Here is a 20,568-nt window from a genome sequence, read left to right on the forward strand (position 1 = left end):
CTCGATGTGGGCTTTTTATTATGGCGGTGAGAATCTTAGACCTTCTGCAGAATAACACTGCCAATAGAATATCCTGCGCCAAACGAACTCAATAAACCTAAATCGCCAGTCTTAAAGTCACCGGAAAACTTGTGAAATGCAATAACAGAACCCGCGGAAGCCGTATTGGCGTATTCATCTAGTACCACGGGCGCTTGTTCCGCTGACACATCATCCCCAAGCAACTTTCTCACCACAAACTGATTCATGTTGATGTTCGCTTGATGTAACCACAAACGTTTGAAGGACTGTGGCGTTAACGCTTGTTCGGCCAGATGTTCATCCAAATGTTGGTAAATCATCGGCAACAGCTCTTTAAATACCTTGCGCCCTTGTTGGTGGAATAACTTATCGGCTTGATGGGCCGCACTCGGATCGCAGCGGTTCAAGAAACCGAAATTACTGCGAATATTGTTCGAGTAATCGGTAAAACAGCGGCTTGAGATGATCTTAAACACATGGTCAGACTGGGCTAAGCTTTGTTCTTCCAGTACCAGAGCCGTCGCCACATCACCGAAGATAAAATGGCTGTCACGGTCGCGATAATTCACCTGTGCCGAGCAAATTTCAGGGTTGATCACTAGCACTCTTGAGGCAGAACCCGTAGCAATGGCATTAGCCGCGGCGACAATTGCAAACGTCGCCGATGAACACGCTACCTGCATGTCGTAACCATAACCCCGCGTACCCAGTGCACGTTGAATTTCAATTGCCATAGCAGGATACGCACGCTGAGTATAAGCGCAGGCAACAATCACTAAGTCAATTTGCTCAGCTTTGAGATTGGCATTCTTTAGTGCCATCAAGGCAGCTTCAAGGCCAATCTCAGCCTGCATAGATAATTCGTCACTGCTGCGCTCAGGAATTAGCGGCATCATGACTTCGGGATCCAGAATGCCCTCTTTCACCATCACATATCTGTGCTTGATACCTGAGGCTTTTTCAATAAACTCGCTCGATGAATAGGACAAAGCCGCAACATGGCCTTGCTCAATTAAGCCTGCATTTTCAAGATTAAAAATATCCACATAAGCATTGAAGCTCTCAACTAAGGCTTCATTGGAAATACTGTGGGGCGGCGTAAATAGGCCACTCCCCGAAATGACGACCTGTTTCATAAATGCTCCAAACGGGTACTGGTTGTAAGGTGAGCAGAGGATGCATCATCACTCGTAAGCACAGGTGCTAACTCATTTTGCCCCTGCGCTTGTTGCTCTAATCGTTGCTTTTTATGCATTTGCACTAAGTCTATCACGACTGTTGAAGATATTTTATCTTGGATCCCCTGCCGATTGGCATCCCAAAATATTTGCATAAAGCCAAGTAAGCCAGTAGTAAAGCCTGCGGCATAGCCACCATAACGGCCAAACGCGGCCCATAAACTGATGTTGGCACCATCGAGCTGGATCACCCTAATGCCCAACATCTTCTTACCTAAGGTTTGACCATCAAATCGTGCAGTAAAGACGGTAAAGTAAAACGCTGCCCAACCAAAACCCAACCCCATATCACTCAGAAAGCCTTTCACCCAAGCGACAACACTATGGGTTGTAGCTTCATCAACGGTTCTGAGGCGAGAATATTGCGAAGAGCTCACATTCACTGCATCAGCCGCACTTTGCAGCTGTACATCCGGCGAAATAGCTTGAATAGGCTGAAGTGGCTCAGGCGGAGAATCTGTTGTCGCCAACTCAACAGGAAGTGTAATAACAGGCCATAGGCTGCCATTAAGCACCTCCGCCTGTAACTTTTCACTGTCTACGGCAGGCAAACTACTGTTGGCTATGGTTTCTAGCACCATTTCACGTTGATCATTTTCTGTCATGCCCTTTGATACTGAAGCGCTTTTTATCGCTTCATGTAGGGATTGAACTTGAGTTTTACCACAAGCATAATTATTGCACTGGCTCAACGACATCAATGCTGGTAGTGACGTAATGATTTGTTCACCTAATGCCAATTGTTGCTCTACTCCCTCACTGCTTTTAACGTCTGTTCCATTAAAATCAAACAGATTATTGGCGGTTGTCAGCAACATAAAAACCAACATCAGGGCATAAAGTCCCCACTTTAATAAACGACCAAACTTACGACTGCGCTTTTCAATCCAGATAATACTGACCACCAGCAAGACAAACATCCAATCCATCTGTTCAGCTAACACAGTGATCAGCAAACCATCAATCAGTATGGCTAACATCCGCTTCAACGGTGTCGCCAATGGGGTATATAACACGGCTGCTGCAATGGTAAATGCCTTTGGCGTTACCATCGTTTTTGGATCTTTACCCAGATCCATTTGTTGCTGCTTCATCTTTGCGCTTGTCCGATACGAGTGATAGGCTAGTTTTACGATTGAGACATCAAGAAGTTATCCCTGTTAATGCCACAATCTTTTTTATGTTAGCAAGAGGTTAACACAGTTAAACTGGCTGCCAATCAGGGTTTGCGAATAACAGCACACCCTTTAATAACCAAATCGAATAAAGAAGAACAAACAATCACTTCTAAAAGCGCCACAGCAGATTATGATTCAGTAGTGCCAACATAGGAGCAAGCAATCCATGAGCAAAATTTTCGAAGATAATTCATATACTATTGGTAATACACCACTAGTACGTTTAAACCGTGTTAGCCAAGGTAAAGTGCTGGCCAAAGTCGAAGCCCGTAACCCAAGTTTCAGTGTTAAATGCCGTATCGGTGCCAATATGATTTGGGATGCCGAGAAGAAAGGTCTATTAACAAAAAATCACGAGCTGATTGAGCCGACATCAGGCAACACAGGTATTGCATTAGCGTATGTTGCCGCGGCCCGTGGCTATAAACTGACCCTGACCATGCCAAATACCATGAGTTTAGAGCGTCGTAAGCTACTCAAAGCCCTAGGCGCAACTCTCGTGCTGACTGAAGGCGCGAAAGGCATGAAAGGTGCCATTGATAAAGCGGAAGAAATTCGCCAATCGGCTCCTGAAAAATACATTTTATTGCAGCAGTTTAATAACCCTGCTAACCCAGAAATCCATGAAAAAACCACAGGTCCAGAAATCTGGAATGATACCGATGGTGAAGTGGATGTGTTTGTTGCCGGTGTAGGTACTGGCGGTACAATTACTGGGGTAAGCCGTTACTTGAAAAAAGTGGCCGGTAAAACCATCACCTCAGTTGCGGTTGAGCCAGCAGATTCTCCTGTTATAGCTCAAACCTTAGCGGGTTTACCTGTGCAACCAGGGCCGCATAAAATCCAAGGTATTGGTGCTGGCTTTATCCCAGGTAACTTAGATTTAGAATTGATTGACCGTGTTGAAGCTGTTACTAACGATGAAGCCATCGACATGGCCCGCCGCTTAATGCAAGAAGAAGGCATTTTAGTGGGTATTTCATCGGGTGCCGCCGTTGTCGCCGCCAACCGCATCGCTGAGTTGCCAGAGTTTGCAGGCAAAACCATTGTGGTGATTTTGCCATCGGCTGCCGAGCGTTACCTATCTTCAGTCTTGTTCCAAGGCCAATTCGGCGACGAAGAAAACGTTCAATAAACGACGTTTTATCGTCCTTAAAATACCCAGCTTTGGCTGGGTATTTTTATTTATGGCATTCCATTATTTAGATCTCGATTACAGAGCATAAACAAGTTACTGCTCAAGTTTGGATACAGCTCATAGTTCTTTGTATCTCAACTGGCTTTCACGGCTAACTTGGTTATAAAGAACGGACCCGCTCGCCAATTCATTCCTTTTTATGTCTTTTTACCGAACACCAAGTAACATCAGCGCCTTCAATGCAAAGTTTGAAGCTCAAAAAATTGCCTTTGGCCCCATTAGTTTCCAAGTCGCCCACTGCCTACTCAAATTCGATGTGCTAGCCCAAATAGATAAAGCGGCCGAACATGGGATCACTGCGGCCGAGTTAAGCCAATCCACCCCACTGAGTGAATATGCCTTGGGGGTATTGTTGGATATGGGGCTCAGTATGGGTCTCGTTTGGCAACATGAAAATGGCTATGTGCTCGACAAAACTGGGCACTTTTTACTCCATGACGACATGGCAGCCATCAACCTTAACTTTGTGCAGGATGTTTGCTATCAAGGCCTTTTTAACCTTGATACCGCGCTACTCGAAGGCAAGGCCGCAGGACTTAAGGTGTTCGGTGACTGGAATACCATCTATCCCGCCTTAAAAGATCTACCACCCAAAGCGAAACAGAGCTGGTTTGCCTTCGATCATTACTATTCGGATCATGCCTTTCCACAGCTTCTACCATTAGTGTTTGCCCATAAGCCAATCCATTTAGTGGATATAGGCGGCAATACCGGAAAATGGGCACTGAGCTGCTGTGATTATGACGCAAACGTTGAAGTTACGATTATGGATTTTCCGGGTCAACTAGAGGTAGCCACACAAAATGCACTCGCACGAGGTTTTGCAGCACGCGTGCATACCTTTGCCACCGATCTGCTAGACGACTCACTACCCTTTGTCGAAGGCGCCGATACTTACTGGATGAGTCAATTTCTGGATTGCTTCTCAAAAATCCAAATCCTGAGCATTTTACAACGCACGGCAAAGGCAATGACATCAAGCAGCCAACTCTTTATCGTCGAAACCTTTTGGGATAGACAGCCATCGGCCGCCTCCGCCTATTGCGTAAATGCCACTAGCCTCTATTTCAGCGCCATGGCCAATGGCAATAGCCGCATGTATCACTCTAAGGATTTATTGGCCCTGCTTCACCAAGCGGGACTGTATGTGGATGAAGACACAGACAATCTTGGCCTAGGGCACACGCTACTACGTTGTAAACTCAAACCTTAAGTTTAATAGCAACATCAAAGTAAACAAAACTTATGCAATGAATAAAATTAATCAAATTTATTTATCATTGATACCCGCAGTACACTAAATACATCAAAACAGCGCCCCAAAAAAGCGATGTTAAGCATTGTCAGTATTGAGAGGTATTCAAAATGACTTCAAAACGCAAACGCTGGACATCCCACGCAGCTAAACTTCCCAGCCCTATGGCTGGGTTGGCACTGGCAATTGCCAGCTTAGGTTGGACATGGGAGAACATGACACCTTCACTTAATGGCGCAGGACAACTCACAGGGGCCATCATAGCCTCTGTGTTACTGTTATTGCTCATGGGTAAATTCATGCTTCATCCTAATATTTTAAAGGACGAGCTAAGCCACCCAGTGATTGGTAGTGTGATCCCCACCTTCGCCATGGGCTTGATGGTGGTGTCTAAATCACTCGGCGATTATTTCCCCCATGCAGGCTTAACTCTGTGGCTAGTAGCCATTGGTATCCATGTGATCTTCCTAAGCGCGTTTATCTACTTTCGCGCCATCGATTTTAAACTCGAGCACATGGTTCCAAGCTGGTTTGTACCACCGATTGGCATTATCGTCGCGGCGGTGTCTTTCCCTGTGTCTGATTACCAATGGTTAGCAAACGCCATTTTGGTTTTTGGAATGTTAGCCTACTTAATCATGCTGCCTTTGATGCTCTATCGCCTCATTTTCTGTCAGACGATACCTGATGCCGCTAAACCAACCATTGCCATTCTTGCAGCTCCCGCCAGTTTATCACTCGCGGGCTATCTGACTGTTTGTGAGCAGGCATCAATCCCCTTAGTCGCCTTACTACTGAGCATCGCCATTCTGATGACCAGCATCATCTACTTGGCCTTCTTTCACCTACTAAAACTGCCCTTTAGCCCAGGCTACGCAGCCTTTACCTTCCCTATGGTGATCGGTGCAACCGCCCTCTTTAAAACCGCAGCTTGGTTAACGCAGTTCAATAACATGGGTGAGTTAGCGATATGGATAAAATACTTAGCAGAATTCGAACTGGTAATCGCCACCTTAGTGGTTGCCTATGTCGCCCTACGTTATTTAGGACACTACTTTCCACTGCAATTTAACGTGGTAGAGCACAAATCAGTTCTAAATAGCAAATAAACAGAACAGCTTTTTGTAAAAATAATTAACCATACAAATGAATTGTTCACTCAAAAAACTAAACAATAAACCGAAAGCGAAGTGAATAGATATTCACTTCGCTTTTATATTTAAACAGTCAAAATTAAATAATCAGAAATAGTATTTGATTAGTTTTTATTCTTTACAACATTTCATTCCATAATTTTACTTCTAGCTTACTGACGCGGTGTAAAAACATCACCATACAAAATTAAACCGCATGAAAACCCTTATTGATAACACTCCTCAATCATCCAATCTAAAATATATGAAATGACAAACCATATCGTTATTAATTTTTACTTTTTCACATAAAATAGTTTCAAACTATTATTGAAAACAACAAAATTAAAACACAATAAAACAAAATATTAGCAACAATAAAAAAACACAAAAAACCAATAATAAAAACAAAAAAGCCAAATAAAAAACAAAACCCTCAGATTAAAACCTTATCTGCCACCGATCACACACACACCCTACTTATATTTGCATTTTAAAAAGAGAGTAAATAACAAATTTTAAACAAAACTCCAGCATGACCAATGTTGCACTTGTTATTTTCTTGTGGTTATATCCTGAACTCAATTAAATGAGAGCTTAATTCTTTACATAAGTAACCATTTAAGAAAAATAAAAAATAAACATACAACATGTGTTAAGGGAGAATAAAATGCGTGCAAATTCTACATTAGCCAAAGCCGTTCGCTTTGCATTAATAAGCGGAGCAGCTACTGCCGCGTTAACCACTTCGATAGTATATGCAGCTGAAGATGGTGCCAAAGTTGAACGTATTGAAGTAACAGGTTCACGTATTAAGCGTACCGATATGGAAACCGCAACCCCAGTTACAGTACTAAGTGCTGATGATATGGCAAAACAAGGTTTTACTAACGTACAAGATGCATTGCAGAGCCTGACTTCAACAACAGGAGCAATGACAACTCAATCAGTACATGGTTTTACACCAGCTGCGTCATCAATCAGTTTACGTAATGCGGGTGCAAGCAGAACGCTAACATTGATTAACGGTAAACGTCTCAACCAATATCCTAAACCAGCAGGTGGTACAGACAACTTTGTTGATACCGCAAACTTACCAATGGAAGCTGTTGCTCGTATTGAGATATTACAATCTGGTGGTTCAGCAATTTATGGTGCAGATGCTGTTGGTGGCGTAGTAAACATTATTTTAAAAAGAGATTTTGATGGCGTCGCATTAAAATATCGACATGGTGATACTACTGAAGGCGGTGGTGGAAGCGATCGAATTGCGCTATCTCTGGGTTCATCTTCCGAACGTGGTAACGTCTCAACCTTCATCGAATTTACTGATACTGAGCGTTTGAATGCAACTGATAGAGCTGTTTTTGGATTAGATACAGACAAAGTACCTTATAGTAAATATTCACAATACAGCTCATATGGGGCTGGCATTACAGGTAAAAAACCTGCTGGTGGAGCGACACCAAAAGGCCAACGTGCCCTCACTGCGAGTGAATGCGAAGCGGGCGGTTTTCTTTGGACAGGTAGCGCATGTGGCTTTGATCGCTCAAAGTGGCGCGATCTATCACCAGAAAGCACCCGTTTTATCAGTTCAACGAACTTTAACTATGAACTTGCAGATAATTTGAACTTTGTAGGACGTCTTGATTTTGCAGAAGCAAAATCAACAACACGTATCGAACCTATGGGTATCGATAACTACACAGTCAATGTTGCAGGAGACAAAGTAACTTTAGGCGTTGATTTAGATGATTCACTGACAAAAACATTCGACAAGAATACAGGTCTTGGTGGAGATTTTAAAAATGCCGAAAATGGTGACTACAACTATATTCGTCGTTTGCACGAATTCGGCAACCGCGCAGGAGAAACAAGTACCCGTAACTATTTCTTCACCGCGGGCTTGGAAGGCGTGATCGCTGATGATTATAGTTGGGATACATCCGTAAATTACGGCCGTACTAATGTGGATGTATTCAATAGCGGCTTTGCGACTGTTGGTGGATTATTTAATTATCTAGCTCAAGGCACTGACGGTAAATCACTGCTTGCGCCAATCAGCACAAATGATGTCAGCGGTATAGCGTACACTCCGTTTGAAAAAGCTCAATCAACTCAAAAAAATATTCAAGCAAATATCACAGGTCCAGCATTTGAACTGCCAGCAGGTTCAGCTGACTTTGCTTTTGGGGCAGAATATACCACTCAAGACTACTCATCAGAATCTGACTCAGAATCTGTTAAAGGCAATATTCTAAGCCGTGGTGGTTCATCAGGTGCTGGTGAGCGTTCATACTGGGCAACCTATATGGAATTAAAGCTTCCAGTTCTTGAGGACTTAACACTTGATGCGGCCTTACGTTATGACCGATATGATGATTTCGGTGGAAATTTGTCGCCTCAATTAACCGTAGAGTATCGTCCACTTGATGAATTATTAGTTCGTGGCTCTATCAGTAAAGTGTTCCGCGCACCAGATATGCATCGCGTATATGGAGATGCAACTCAAGCATATAGCAATATCATTGATTTTAAACAGTGCCAAGCTCTAGGTGGAACTCCATCTCAGAAAAATCCAGATCCAACACTGAACAAAATCTGTAATGAACTCAATATTGATATCACTACTGGTGCTAACAAAGATCTTAGCGCTGAAACAGGCTATACAGCCAACATAGGTGCTGTTTATGGTGGCGATAGCTTAAATGCTTCACTCGATATTTGGGAGTGGAAACTGGATGACATGGTAAGTGACATCTCTGCAAGCAAAGCTGCTCGTGAATATGAAACTTATGCAAACATGATCACCCGTGACGCATTAGGTACCATTACTCACATTAATACCGTCGCACAAAACCTTGCTTATCAGAAAGTTCGTGGTATTGACTTAACCACTGGTTATGGATGGGATGTCGCTGACTTTGGTGAGTTAAAACTAAACTTTAATGGTACTTATATTCTTCTTTCTGAAGTACAAACAGATCCTACAGCAGCAATTGATGATGACATCGATGATGGTGGTTTACCGCAATATAAAGCCAATATCATTTTAGGTTGGTATATAAACGATTTTGAAACAACTTTAGGTGCTTACCACACAGCAAGAATGCATGGTGTTGGATATAAATCGTTTAAAAAAGCTGCATTAGATAAAGGTTTGGCATTCAATGAAAGTGCAAACGAAATTGCATCACAAACGAAGTGGAACTTAACATCAGCTTATAACATCACAGACGCAATTAAAGTGACTGGCGGTGTAATGAACTTATTTAATGCTGGACCAAACTTTGATCCAACAGATACAGCCTGGCCACACTATAACCGCTCATCATATGATGCGCGTGGTCGTGAATGGTTTATCGAAGGCGAAGTTAAATTCTAATCTCGCATTTATTAGTTAGAACCTAATCAAAAAACGGCATCTTCGGATGCCGTTTTTATTTACTTCATTATTTACACATCATAGTAAACCGACATAAAAAAATGCCCAGCTACCTGCTGGGCACTTTCACTTCAGACTAATAATTAAAGGCGTTCTAGGAATGTTTAGTCAGCTTAATCTCACTCTGATGCTGAGTTTTTTCAGTATGTGAATGTGGTGCAGAAAAATGTTCATGGTGAGCTTTGTGTGGATCGCTTGACGTCGTTTTACCCTGCTCTATCCACCAATAACCTAAACCAACAATCACACCGCCACCGACAATATTGCCAAGGGTGACAGGTATTAAATTATTGAATATAAAGTTTGCCACGGTTAAATCGGCAAATTGTGCTTGAGTAACCCCTAAAGACACGAAGAACTCTGGGCTGGCGATTGATTGGATCATCATGCCCATAGGCACCATAAACAGGTTAGCGATACTGTGTTCAAAGCCACTACTGACGAACATAGCCACAGGTAAAATTAACAGTAACGATTTAGTCAGCACATCACGGCTAGCAAAGGTCATCCACACACCTAAACACACCAACATGTTACATAAAATGCCTAAACTAAAGGCTTGAATCCAAGTATGGTGCAGTTTGTGCTGTGCCACTTTAAGGGCATTTAATCCCCAATTACCACCATCTAGCTCATACATACCTGCGGCAGTGATCAAGCAAACCATCAACATGGCGCCGACAAAATTGCCGGCATACACGCGGCACCAACATTTGAGTAATTCAGCGCTAGTGACCTGTTTTTGTGCCCAGGCGACGGTACTGAGCACAGAACTAGTGAACAGTTCTCCACCGCAAACAACCACTAAAATTAAACCTAAACTAAAGGCTATTCCGCCAACGAAACGAACTAAACCCCAAGACGCATCGCCTGCGCCAGTGGTTACGGTTAAATAAAAAACAAAGGCTAAAGCGATAAATGCGCCAGCAAATACGGCTAAGCCAAAGGACTGCCAAGGTGCTTTAACCACTTTGCTTGTCCCGTAAATTTCAGCCTGATTGTAACAACTAAAATGAGCTGAAACCTGTGGCGCTTCATGTGCGCTGTTTGTCACAGTTGGAACTGATGACGATGGATTTGGGCTTTTCATTGCATAACTCCAACTTCAGATAAACAAACTTGAACGCGTAGCATAGGTATCTCCAGCAGCGCCATTGCGCAGATAACACGAATCAAAACCGAGATAATGATTTGCTTAAATGATGATTCACTAAAGTCTCGCTTTGTATCATACAACGCGCTTATGCTGTGAAGCAGATATTGCTAAAGCGTGATGCTATTCACACCCAAAATGTGAAAACTTTGAAGCCAAAAACACAAAAGGTTAATTGGTCTTACCATGATGACACGATTTTCATCGCGAGAATGTGGCTTAATTAAGATGGTATACGATGCAAATCCTGCACGTTTCCATCTCATATTTAGCGAACTAACGCTTAAATTAATGCGCTATAGATTCAAGTTAACCTCAGCAATGACACATTAAATGACCAAGAGCTTGATGCGTGTCTCTCGGTATTCATTAAATTGAACCCACTATAACCCATACTTTAGCATTTACAGTTTAGTCCAACAGCAAGTAACAAGTTGCCTGCATCATAGCAAACTACTGTATTTAGCCACTCTTTAACCCTTCCTGAATGATTTAAGCATTGCATGCTTTATTTGATGGCGTTATGACATGACGTCTCCTAAATCGACACTAAGTTAGCAAATAAAAATAAATTAATACAAATAGCTAACATCAAACTTATTTTTAATATCATAACCACTGCGCCTACTGTGACAGCTCCCATTATCGAGCCGAGACTCCCACCAATCAAAATCAGCCTATACGAGGATAGATTTATCCTCGCTAAAGGTGGACAGTAAATGGGAACAATATAGGACGGCTGATTTAAGAGATAATGGGGTTCAGATGTCACACCAACTTAAAAAGCGTGCCGTATTCCCTATTGTGGTAAAAAAATGCTACCTAGCTAGCAAATTTGGGATTAACAGCGCATAAACCAAGCCGTTTAAGATGCGATAGCGACAGACCTATGTTAATATGCTTATGGACAATTGGTCTTACCAATTATAAAGATTTATCAGTAGCCGATAATCAAAGTAAGCGAATATTTGTCATCTTATCGGGTATCAATAGACAGACTTTTGGAGTGACGAGCGCTTCAAAATCCAGTTCCCATCATAGGGCGTCATCATGAAGGGAGCTTTATTTCAGGAATTAGCTATTGGCTTATACTCAGCATTGCTTAACGCTGATCGCCAATAACCTTTTATCTCAACCAGAAGGTATTAGTACGATGACCGACAAAACTGAACTGTTTGCCAACGCATGGGAAGGCTTTACTCCTGGCGATTGGAAATCTGAAGTCAATGTACGTGACTTTATCCAACAAAACTACGCGCCTTTTGAAGGCGACGAGTCCTTCCTCGCCGGTGCCACCGAAGCGACCACAAAATTGTGGGATAAAGTCATGGAAGGCATCAAACAGGAAAACCGTACCCACGCGCCTGTTGATTTCGACACTAAGATGGTTTCAACCATCACTTCCCACGACGCCGGCTATATCAACAAAGAATTAGAAACTATCGTTGGCTTACAAACAGACGCGCCGCTAAAACGCGCTATGTTGCCTAACGGTGGTATTCGTATGGTGGAAAGCTCATGCGCCGCCTACGATCGTGTACTGGATGAAGATGTTAAATACGTTTATTCAGAACTGCGCAAAACCCATAACCAAGGTGTGTTCGATGTTTACACCCCCGAAATTATGGCCTGTCGTAAATCAGGTATTTTAACGGGCTTACCCGATGCTTATGGCCGTGGCCGTATCATTGGTGACTATCGCCGTGTGGCACTTTACGGTATCGATTACCTGATGAAAGATAAGTTTGCCCAATTTAGCTCACTGCAAGCGCAGTTCGAAGCGGGTGAAGAGTTATCTAACGTTATCCAATTACGTGAAGAAATTGCCGAGCAACACCGTGCATTAGGCCAAATGAAGAAAATGGCTGCCAAGTATGGCTTCGATATTTCTCGTCCAGCGACCAATGCACAAGAAGCGATCCAATGGACTTACTTCGGCTATTTAGCTGCAGTGAAGAGCCAAAATGGCGCTGCCATGTCATTAGGTCGTACCTCTTCATTCCTCGATATCTATATTGAACGTGATCTGAAAAATGGCACCTTAACTGAGCAACAAGCTCAGGAAATGGTTGACCATTTCGTGATGAAATTGCGTATGGTGCGTTTCCTACGTACCCCTGAATACGACGAATTGTTCTCAGGCGACCCAATTTGGGCAACGGAGTCAATCGGCGGTATGGGCTTAGATGGCCGTACGTTAGTGACGAAATCAAGCTTCCGTTTCTTGAACACCCTTTACACTATGGGTCCAAGTCCAGAGCCAAACATCACAGTATTATGGTCAAAACAACTACCCGTCGGTTTCAAAGAGTATTGTGCCAAAGTGTCTATCGACACTAGCTCAATCCAATACGAAAACGATGACTTAATGCGTCCAGATTTCCAATCAGACGACTATGCAATCGCCTGTTGCGTGAGCCCTATGGTTGTGGGTAAACACATGCAGTTCTTCGGTGCTCGCGCTAACTTAGCGAAAACCATGCTGTATGCGATTAACGGCGGCGTAGACGAAAAACTGAAAATCCAAATTGCCCCTAAAGCAGACATGATCACAGACGAAGTGCTCAACTTTGATGACGTGATGAATCGTTTAGACGGTTTAATGGATTGGTTAGCGACGCAATATGTCACAGCATTGAACTCAATCCACTACATGCACGACAAGTACTCTTATGAAGCGGCGCTAATGGCGCTGCACGACAGAGACGTACGTCGCACTATGGCTTGTGGTATTGCGGGTTTATCTATCGCAGCCGACTCACTGTCTGCCATCAAATACGCCACCGTAAAACCAGTGCGTGATGAAAACGGCATAGCAGTTGATTTCGATATCAGCGGTGACTATCCAAAATTTGGTAACAACGACCCACGTGTAGATGATATCGCCTGTGACTTAGTTGAACGTTTTATGGCGAAAATTCGTGACCGTAAAATGTATCGCAATGCGATCCCAACGCAGTCAATTCTGACCATCACCTCAAACGTGGTTTATGGTAAGAAAACCGGTAACACACCCGATGGTCGTCGTTCAGGTGCGCCATTTGCACCGGGTGCAAACCCTATGCATGGCCGTGATGAAAAAGGCGCAATCGCTTCATTAACCTCAGTGGCAAAACTCCCATTTGCCCACGCTCAAGACGGTATCTCTTATACCTTCTCAATCGTGCCAAATGCGCTGGGTAAAGATGATGATGCTCGCCGTACCAACTTAGCGGCATTGATGGACGGATACTTCGACCACAATGACAAAAAAGAAGGTGGCCAACACTTAAACGTCAACGTGATGAACCGCGAGATGCTCGAAGATGCCGTTAAGCATCCAGACAAGTATCCACAGCTGACCATCCGTGTTTCTGGCTATGCAGTGCGCTTCAACTCACTGACGCCAGAGCAGCAACAAGATGTGATCACGCGTACATTCACAAAAGGTCTGTAAGCTAAATTAGTCAAGGCTGTAGTACACTGTGCTACAGCCTCACTTATTTTAACAGGAGTCACAATGGCAGTTATCGGTCGGATCCACTCGGTGGAATCCTTTGGCACAGTAGATGGTCCCGGCATACGGTTTATCACCTTTATGCAAGGCTGTTTAATGCGCTGCCAATATTGCCACAACCGTGACACTTGGGATCTTGATGGCGGAAAAGAAGTTCTGGTCGATGAGTTAATGAGTCAAATCATCAGCTATCGGCCTTTTCTCGATGCCAGCAATGGTGGTGTTACGGCCAGTGGTGGTGAAGCCATTTTACAGGCCGAATTTGTCGCCGAATTATTCACGGCTTGTCAGCAAGAAGGTATTCATACCTGTTTAGATACCAATGGTTTTGTACGTAAGTACACGCCAGTGATTGATGAGTTGCTCGACCATACTGACTTGGTTCTGCTCGACATCAAGCACATGAACGATGAAAAACATATTGAGTTAACCAAAGTCAGCAACCATAGAACATTACAGTTTGCGCAGTATTTAGCAGAGCGTAATCAAGCGACGTGGATACGTTATGTCGTAGTGGGCGGGTTTACCGACGATGAAGCATCGGCATTACAACTGGCCGAGTTTATCAAGCCCATGAAAAACATTGAAAAGGTAGAGTTACTACCCTATCACGAATTAGGTAAACATAAGTGGGAAGCCATGGGCGAAAGCTATCAACTCGATGGGATATCCCCCCCGAGTCGAGAAACCATGGAAAAGATCAAAGCGGTATTTGTCCAACAAGGGATTAACGCGATTTATTAATCCACAGTAATAGAAAAGCCAAAACGGATAACCGCGGCAACGGCCTAAAGTTCTTCCCAATAACTGGCATCTAAACGCTCAAAGGCTATTTTTAAAATCAGTGCCATATCGAGGTAACAGGCTTTAGCGCCTAACGTGTGGCAATTGATGCCCATGGATGACAACTTCGCACTCAACTGGTTAATCCAGTCGAACAGCGTTAACGGTAATGGATGGCGAGCTCGCCAGCCTAACCACAGCAGCCCCTGTAACGGTAAGCTGATGAAAAATAAACCGAGAGTGACAGCTTGGGGCAGAAATGCCCAACCGTGAATATACAGCTGGCTCATGCTCACAAAAATCGCCAGCACTGGCATCACCAGTATGGCAAGCTGAGTCGCTCGGACGACCCGATACTCAGGAAAATAAAAACCCAGTTGTCTAACCATAGGCCAAGTCTTCATATACTGATGACCATCACCTAAGGTTTTGAGGATCTTAATGCTCAATCTTAGACACCAACTACAATGGAATACTGCTCTTACCATAGCACAATCTGGCGAATCGCCCCAAGACTGATATGGTAAAAACACCGCAGTTCCTCATTATTTTGAATCGTTATATTAAACACAATGGCAAAGGGTTTACACATGTCAAATAAACTGGTTTTAGTTCTCAATTGCGGTAGCTCTTCTCTCAAATTTGCCGTCATTGACGCGCAAACAGGTGACGACCAAATTTCTGGCTTAGCCGAATGTTTTGGTTTAGAAGACTCTCGCATTAAATGGAAAATCAACGGCGAAAAACATGAAGCAGCCTTAGGTGCATTTACGGCTCACCGTGAAGCAGTTGAATACATTGTTAATAAAATTCTTGCGGAACAACCTGAATTAGCAGCAAAAATTCAAGCCGTTGGCCATCGTATCGTTCACGGTGGTGAGAAATTCACTCGCTCAGTGATCATCGATGAGAGCGTGATCAAAGGTATCGAAGACTGTGCTTCATTAGCCCCACTGCACAATCCTGCTCACCTTATCGGCATCCGCGCGGCAATGGCCTCTTTCCCTAAATTGCCACAGGCTGCTGTATTTGATACCGCTTTCCACCAAAGCATGCCAGACAGAGCTTATGTCTACGCCCTGCCTTACAAGTTATACCGTGAACACGGTATCCGTCGTTATGGCATGCATGGCACGAGTCATTTATTCGTTAGCCGTGAAGCGGCAAAAATGCTCAACAAGCCAATTGAAGAAACGAATGTAATCTGTGCTCACTTAGGCAACGGTGCATCAGTCACCGCCATCAAAGGCGGCAAAAGTGTCGACACTTCTATGGGGTTAACCCCATTAGAAGGTTTGGTCATGGGCACACGTTGTGGCGATATTGACCCTTCAATCATCTACCACTTAGTTCATCAACTGGGTTACACCTTAGAAGAAGTGAATAACCTGATGAACAAGCAAAGTGGTCTGCTGGGGATTTCCGAGCTGACTAACGATTGCCGTGGCATCGAAGAAGGTTACGCCGACGGTCATAAAGGCGCGACCTTAGCCTTAGAAATCTTCTGCTACCGCTTAGCCAAGTACATCGCCTCTTACACTGTGCCACTGGGCCGTTTAGATGCAGTCGTCTTCACCGGTGGTATTGGTGAAAACTCAGATTTAATCCGTGAAAAAGTGCTCAACATGCTGGAAATATTCAATTTCCATGTCGATAGTGAGCGCAACAAAGCGGCGCGTTTCGGTAAGAAAGGTATCATCACCCAAGATAAAGGCACGATTGCCATGGTGATCCCAACGAACGAAGAATGGGTTATCGCCGAAGATTCCATTAAACTTATCAACAAATAAAAAGACCTAAGCCGTTTGCTCACCCAAACGGCTTTATACCTTACGTAGCCGTACTCACAAGCAAATTTGCAGAAACTCTTCTGCCAAAAACCATCGAAACTAGAGGTTTTTATGTCTCGTAATATTATGTTAATCCCCATAGGTACCGGAGTCGGCCTGACCTCCTTAAGCCTTGGGATGGTGCGCGCACTGGAGCGCCACGGGGTTAAGGTTCAGTTCTTTAAGCCTATTTCTCAGCTTCGTCCAAACGATAATGGCCCAGAACGCTCGACCACTATTCTGAGCAAATCGCCAACAGTAAATCCCTTAGAGCCCTTCGACATGGCCCATGCCGAAGCCTTAATCCGCGCCGACCAAATCGACGTCTTAATGGAGCAAATCATTGCCCGTGCGGCCGATTGCGCTAGCAACACAGAGACCTTAATTGTCGAAGGTTTAGTGCCAACGCGTAATCATCCCTTCGCCGATGATGTGAACTATGCCATCGCTAAAGCCATGGATGCCGACGTGATTTTTATTGCCACACCAGGCAGTGATACGGCTACAGGGCTAATGAATCGCCTCGAAATCGCCTATAACTCTTGGGGCGGGAAAAAGAATAAACGCTTAATTGGCGCTGTGATCAACAAGATTGGTGCCCCCGTTGACGACGAAGGTCGCGCGCGCCCTGACTTATCTGAAGTCTTTGATCACCAAGGTGTTCAACGCTCAGATGCGGCCAGCATGTTCCAACTGCCGGGTAAGAGCCCACTGCGTATCTTAGGCAGCGTGCCCTACAATCTTGATCTTGTCGCTCCTCGTGCGTCGGATTTAGCGAAACATTTAAGTGCACGCATTCTAAATGCTGGTGAAATGCATACCCGCCGCCTGCGTAAAGTAACCTTTTGTGCCCGCAGTATCCCGAACATGGTCACTCATATCAAGACTGACTCCTTGCTTGTAACCTCAGGTGATCGCTCAGATGTGATCGTATCAGCCTGTCTTGCGGCCATGAACGGCGTGAAAATTGGTGCCCTGTTATTAACAGGTAGCTACGAGCCAGAGCCAGAAATCCTTAAGCTGTGTGAACAGGCCTTTGAAACCGGTTTACCTGTGTTCTTAATCGACAGTAACACTTGGCAAACCTCGCTCAACATTCAACGTTTCGACCATGAAGTACCCGTCGATGACGCCGTCCGTATCGATCTGGTGCAGGATTATGTGGCCAGCCACATTGACCAAACGTGGATTGAAAGCGTGACTAAAAACTCGCCCCGTGAGCATCGCCTGTCACCACCCGCTTTCCGTTACAAACTCACGGAATTAGCGCGCGCCGCCCACAAGACTGTGGTGCTGCCAGAAGGTGATGAGCCGCGTACCATTAAAGCAGCGGCCATTTGTGCCGAACGCGGTATCGCGCGCTGTGTACTTTTAGGCAAAAAAGATGAAATCCTGCGTATCGCAGCACAACAAGATGTAGTGCTTGGCGAAGGCGTGATCATTATCGATCCAGAAGAGGTGCGCGACCGTTACGTAGAACCTATGTTGGAACTGCGTCGCAGCAAAGGCTTAACTGAAGTCGTTGCTCGTGAACAGTTAGAAGACAACATGGTGCTCGGCACTATGATGCTGGCGCAAAACGAAGTCGACGGTATCGTTTCTGGTGCGGTTAACACCACAGCCAATACCATTCGTCCACCACTGCAATTGATCAAAACGGCACCGGGCTCAAGCTTAGTTTCATCCATCTTCTTTATGCTGATGCCAGATCAAGTGCTTGTTTACGGTGATTGTGCGATTAACCCAGATCCTAATGCTGAGCAGTTAGCTGATATCGCCATCCAATCGGCAGAATCAGCAAAAGCCTTCGGTATCGAGCCAAGAGTGGCAATGATCAGCTACTCAACTGGCAACTCAGGTACAGGTTCTGATGTGGATAAAGTGCGTGAAGCAACCCGAATTGCCAAAGAAAAACGCCCAGATCTGATTATTGATGGTCCATTGCAATACGATGCGGCAGTCATGCCAAACGTTGCACGCTCTAAGGCACCTAATAGCCCTGTAGCTGGTCAAGCTACCGTTTTCGTGTTCCCAGACCTTAATACAGGCAACACGACTTACAAGGCCGTACAGCGAAGCGCCGATCTGATCAGTATTGGTCCTATGCTGCAAGGTATGCGCAAACCTGTGAACGACTTGTCTCGCGGCGCGTTAGTCGATGACATCGTCTACACTATCGCACTAACGGCAATTCAAGCCGCACAAAACGACGCAGCTAAAGGCTAACAGCATTAAATCTGCATAACGTTAGCACAAAAAAGCACTGGTTATTACCGGTGCTTTTTTATGCTCAAATTTAGCGTAAACCATACCGCTGATCGCAAGAATCGCTTAATGGATAGGTCTAAATTGCAAAAGATGAAGAAAAAACGAGAAATATCAAATTATGCAGTGTGAATAAGCTCGGCAAATTGCGAAAAATATCCACAAGTAGAAGTGGAACATAATGGAAAGCAGAAAAGCGTCACTTTTTAACCAGCAAATAAAGCAAGACAATATCAGTGACTTACAAAGTATCACTGAAGTCTTCAACATAGTTTTCCACAGTTTCTGTGGATAACCTTTTTATATGACTCCTAACTATATGCCACACACATGAGGTTTGAGTCAATGCTTTTCACAATAGACAGCGAATCACGACAAGACTTGTACATTACAGCTAAAATCGCGATACTCGGAACAAATTCCAATAACTAAAACTTATGCGAACTCTATTTTTTTTCTCCCTCCTGTTTCTCTTCGGTTGTGGCGATCCCTCAACGCAAGAGCAGCGCCAGTTATCACCGGAAGAAGTGAGCTTAGGCTTTTTTCAAGCGATTTATGTTGATCGTAATGTTGAACAAGCCAAGCAATACGTCGACGATCCCATTAAACAAGTGCTCACCCATTACCACATTGCCGCAGCCGTACAGCGTAATATGCTCGGCCTATCTATGACCAATGTTGAAATGGAAATTGATGATATCGATATCGACTTCTTCCGCAAATTTACCAAAGACGTCATTGTTGTGGTCAAAATGAAAGGTCTTAAAGGTGGTCAACCATGGATTGATGACAGGACCATACGCCTACACAAAATTGGGAGCCAATGGATTATCGTCGAACTTCTGCCTGAAAAGCGCAAAGTTAACGGTTAACCCCCTTTCTTGCCTGCTTTCACCGCGCATACCTTGTCATACAATCATTCTGCTTACTTTCAGCCAAAAAAATAGCAACCTTAGGGTTGCTATTTTTTGTGCTTGTTCTGTTATTTCCGACTCATAAGTACCGTCAGTTTAATCGCTATCGATTAAGCTTGGATCACTTCTTCTTCGCTTTCAGCAGGTAAAGACGTTAGTACATCGTCTTTTACTTGATAATAAGCATTTTCGTATTCATGAACTTCCATAACAACTCCTGCTTGATTGGGTAAGGTCGCAGAGGCTTGCCATTCTATGCTGACATTTTGCCTATGAGGAAAGGGATACATTCCGTGGGCTGGAGTATAACAAAGCAAAAGCCACAATTACAGAAAACTTTCAGTTTTGTATCACCAAGCATAGCATTTAAGGCTGGTTATCATTTAAATAGCTCACAATCAGTACTTCCACATGAAAGACTTTCACTTTCTACGAGGATATTGAGGCCATGCTGACGCCATGTCATCATTCGCTTTATACACAAAAGCGATTAACAGAAATCGCTTACATAAAATGAATCTAGGGAATGCCATTAGATGTTCAGGGCAGGCTTTATGGTGAAATTTCTACCCTCAAACACTTAGACCAACATCAAGTCAGTAAAGTGATTGAAACCTATGGGCGATCGCAGCTATCTGAGCGATTAAGCTAATGGATAAT

At 44.1% G+C, this 20,568-nt stretch carries 14 protein-coding genes; 10 read left to right on the top strand and 4 right to left on the bottom strand.

What is annotated here, in order from left to right:
* Positions 1-35 precede the first annotated feature (35 nt).
* Together L5M49_RS11250 and L5M49_RS11255 are read right to left on the bottom strand one after the other, a co-directional pair.
* A complete protein-coding gene (locus L5M49_RS11250; protein WP_105252150.1) occupies positions 36-1,157 on the bottom strand; it encodes a beta-ketoacyl-ACP synthase III in 1,122 nt (373 codons plus the stop codon).
* Positions 1,154-2,353, bottom strand: coding sequence for an RDD family protein (locus tag L5M49_RS11255; RefSeq protein WP_173497361.1), 1,200 nt, complete (start codon positions 2,351-2,353; stop codon positions 1,154-1,156). Before L5M49_RS11255 ends, L5M49_RS11250 begins: the two co-directional genes overlap by 4 nt.
* Before the next feature lie 250 nt (positions 2,354-2,603).
* Here L5M49_RS11255 and cysK point away from each other — a divergent pair, with 250 nt between their 5' ends.
* From cysK to L5M49_RS11275, 4 genes are all read left to right on the top strand, one after another.
* Positions 2,604-3,572: a cysteine synthase A gene (gene cysK / locus L5M49_RS11260; protein WP_113940761.1), complete on the top strand. Its 969-nt coding sequence runs from the start codon at positions 2,604-2,606 to the stop codon at positions 3,570-3,572.
* A gap of 202 nt (positions 3,573-3,774) precedes the next feature.
* Positions 3,775-4,848, top strand: coding sequence for a methyltransferase (locus tag L5M49_RS11265; RefSeq protein ID WP_173497362.1), 1,074 nt, complete (start codon positions 3,775-3,777; stop codon positions 4,846-4,848).
* Positions 4,849-5,000: 152 nt separating this feature from the next.
* On the top strand, positions 5,001-5,999 hold the full coding sequence (locus L5M49_RS11270) for a TDT family transporter (RefSeq protein WP_173244152.1): 999 nt from the start codon (positions 5,001-5,003) through the stop codon (positions 5,997-5,999).
* A 694-nt stretch (positions 6,000-6,693) separates the two neighbouring features.
* A complete protein-coding gene (locus tag L5M49_RS11275) occupies positions 6,694-9,408 on the top strand; it encodes a TonB-dependent receptor plug domain-containing protein (RefSeq protein ID WP_263266086.1) in 2,715 nt (904 codons plus the stop codon).
* Positions 9,409-9,562: 154 nt separating this feature from the next.
* Here L5M49_RS11275 and focA read toward each other — a convergent pair whose 3' ends face one another.
* Positions 9,563-10,558 carry a formate transporter FocA gene (gene focA / locus L5M49_RS11280; protein ID WP_263266087.1) on the bottom strand — a complete coding sequence of 332 codons (996 nt, stop codon included), beginning with the start codon at positions 10,556-10,558 and terminating at the stop codon, positions 9,563-9,565.
* Between the two features lie 1,216 nt (positions 10,559-11,774).
* Here focA and pflB point away from each other — a divergent pair.
* Positions 11,775-14,057, top strand: a complete 2,283-nt coding sequence (pflB, locus tag L5M49_RS11285) for a formate C-acetyltransferase (RefSeq protein WP_263266088.1) — start codon at positions 11,775-11,777, stop codon at positions 14,055-14,057.
* Positions 14,058-14,120: 63 nt separating this feature from the next.
* On the top strand, positions 14,121-14,861 hold the full coding sequence (gene pflA / locus L5M49_RS11290; RefSeq protein WP_263266089.1) for a pyruvate formate lyase 1-activating protein: 741 nt from the start codon (positions 14,121-14,123) through the stop codon (positions 14,859-14,861).
* 44 nt (positions 14,862-14,905) lie between these two features.
* On the opposite strand, the gene yfbV is transcribed toward pflA, so the two are convergent.
* Positions 14,906-15,349 (bottom strand): terminus macrodomain insulation protein YfbV, encoded by a 444-nt coding sequence (yfbV, locus tag L5M49_RS11295; RefSeq protein WP_081729091.1) that lies wholly within the window; start codon positions 15,347-15,349, stop codon positions 14,906-14,908.
* A 141-nt stretch (positions 15,350-15,490) separates the two neighbouring features.
* Here yfbV and ackA point away from each other — a divergent pair, with 141 nt between their 5' ends.
* From ackA to L5M49_RS11315, 4 genes are all read left to right on the top strand, one after another.
* Positions 15,491-16,690 carry an acetate kinase gene (gene ackA, locus L5M49_RS11300; protein ID WP_263266090.1) on the top strand — a complete coding sequence of 400 codons (1,200 nt, stop codon included), beginning with the start codon at positions 15,491-15,493 and terminating at the stop codon, positions 16,688-16,690.
* A 111-nt stretch (positions 16,691-16,801) separates the two neighbouring features.
* Positions 16,802-18,955, top strand: coding sequence for a phosphate acetyltransferase (gene pta / locus L5M49_RS11305; protein WP_028760976.1), 2,154 nt, complete (start codon positions 16,802-16,804; stop codon positions 18,953-18,955).
* 476 nt (positions 18,956-19,431) lie between these two features.
* The gene (locus L5M49_RS11310; protein WP_028760977.1) at positions 19,432-19,866 is read left to right on the top strand and encodes a hypothetical protein; all 435 of its coding nucleotides are present in this window, start codon (positions 19,432-19,434) and stop codon (positions 19,864-19,866) included.
* A gap of 568 nt (positions 19,867-20,434) precedes the next feature.
* Positions 20,435-20,560 (top strand): hypothetical protein, encoded by a 126-nt coding sequence (locus L5M49_RS11315; RefSeq protein ID WP_263266091.1) that lies wholly within the window; start codon positions 20,435-20,437, stop codon positions 20,558-20,560.
* The last annotated feature ends 8 nt before the right edge of the window (positions 20,561-20,568 follow it).

Origin of the sequence: Shewanella sp. SM74 (assembly GCF_025653725.1) — a bacterium.
GTDB lineage: Bacteria > Pseudomonadota > Gammaproteobacteria > Enterobacterales > Shewanellaceae > Shewanella > Shewanella oncorhynchi.

Excerpts from the sequence above, each read along its gene's own strand:
- L5M49_RS11255 (WP_173497361.1), bottom strand. The coding sequence starts at position 2,353 with ATGAAGCAGCAACAAATGGATCTGGGTAAAGATCCAAAAACGATGGTA.
- L5M49_RS11270 (WP_173244152.1), top strand. The coding sequence starts at position 5,001 with ATGACTTCAAAACGCAAACGCTGGACATCCCACGCAGCTAAACTTCCC.
- L5M49_RS11315 (WP_263266091.1), top strand. The coding sequence starts at position 20,435 with ATGCCATTAGATGTTCAGGGCAGGCTTTATGGTGAAATTTCTACCCTC.
- L5M49_RS11250 (WP_105252150.1), bottom strand. The coding sequence starts at position 1,157 with ATGAAACAGGTCGTCATTTCGGGGAGTGGCCTATTTACGCCGCCCCAC.
- ackA (WP_263266090.1), top strand. The coding sequence starts at position 15,491 with ATGTCAAATAAACTGGTTTTAGTTCTCAATTGCGGTAGCTCTTCTCTC.
- cysK (WP_113940761.1), top strand. The coding sequence starts at position 2,604 with ATGAGCAAAATTTTCGAAGATAATTCATATACTATTGGTAATACACCA.
- pflA (WP_263266089.1), top strand. The coding sequence starts at position 14,121 with ATGGCAGTTATCGGTCGGATCCACTCGGTGGAATCCTTTGGCACAGTA.
- pta (WP_028760976.1), top strand. The coding sequence starts at position 16,802 with ATGTCTCGTAATATTATGTTAATCCCCATAGGTACCGGAGTCGGCCTG.
- L5M49_RS11310 (WP_028760977.1), top strand. The coding sequence starts at position 19,432 with ATGCGAACTCTATTTTTTTTCTCCCTCCTGTTTCTCTTCGGTTGTGGC.
- L5M49_RS11265 (WP_173497362.1), top strand. The coding sequence starts at position 3,775 with ATGTCTTTTTACCGAACACCAAGTAACATCAGCGCCTTCAATGCAAAG.
- pflB (WP_263266088.1), top strand. The coding sequence starts at position 11,775 with ATGACCGACAAAACTGAACTGTTTGCCAACGCATGGGAAGGCTTTACT.
- L5M49_RS11275 (WP_263266086.1), top strand. The coding sequence starts at position 6,694 with ATGCGTGCAAATTCTACATTAGCCAAAGCCGTTCGCTTTGCATTAATA.
- focA (WP_263266087.1), bottom strand. The coding sequence starts at position 10,558 with ATGAAAAGCCCAAATCCATCGTCATCAGTTCCAACTGTGACAAACAGC.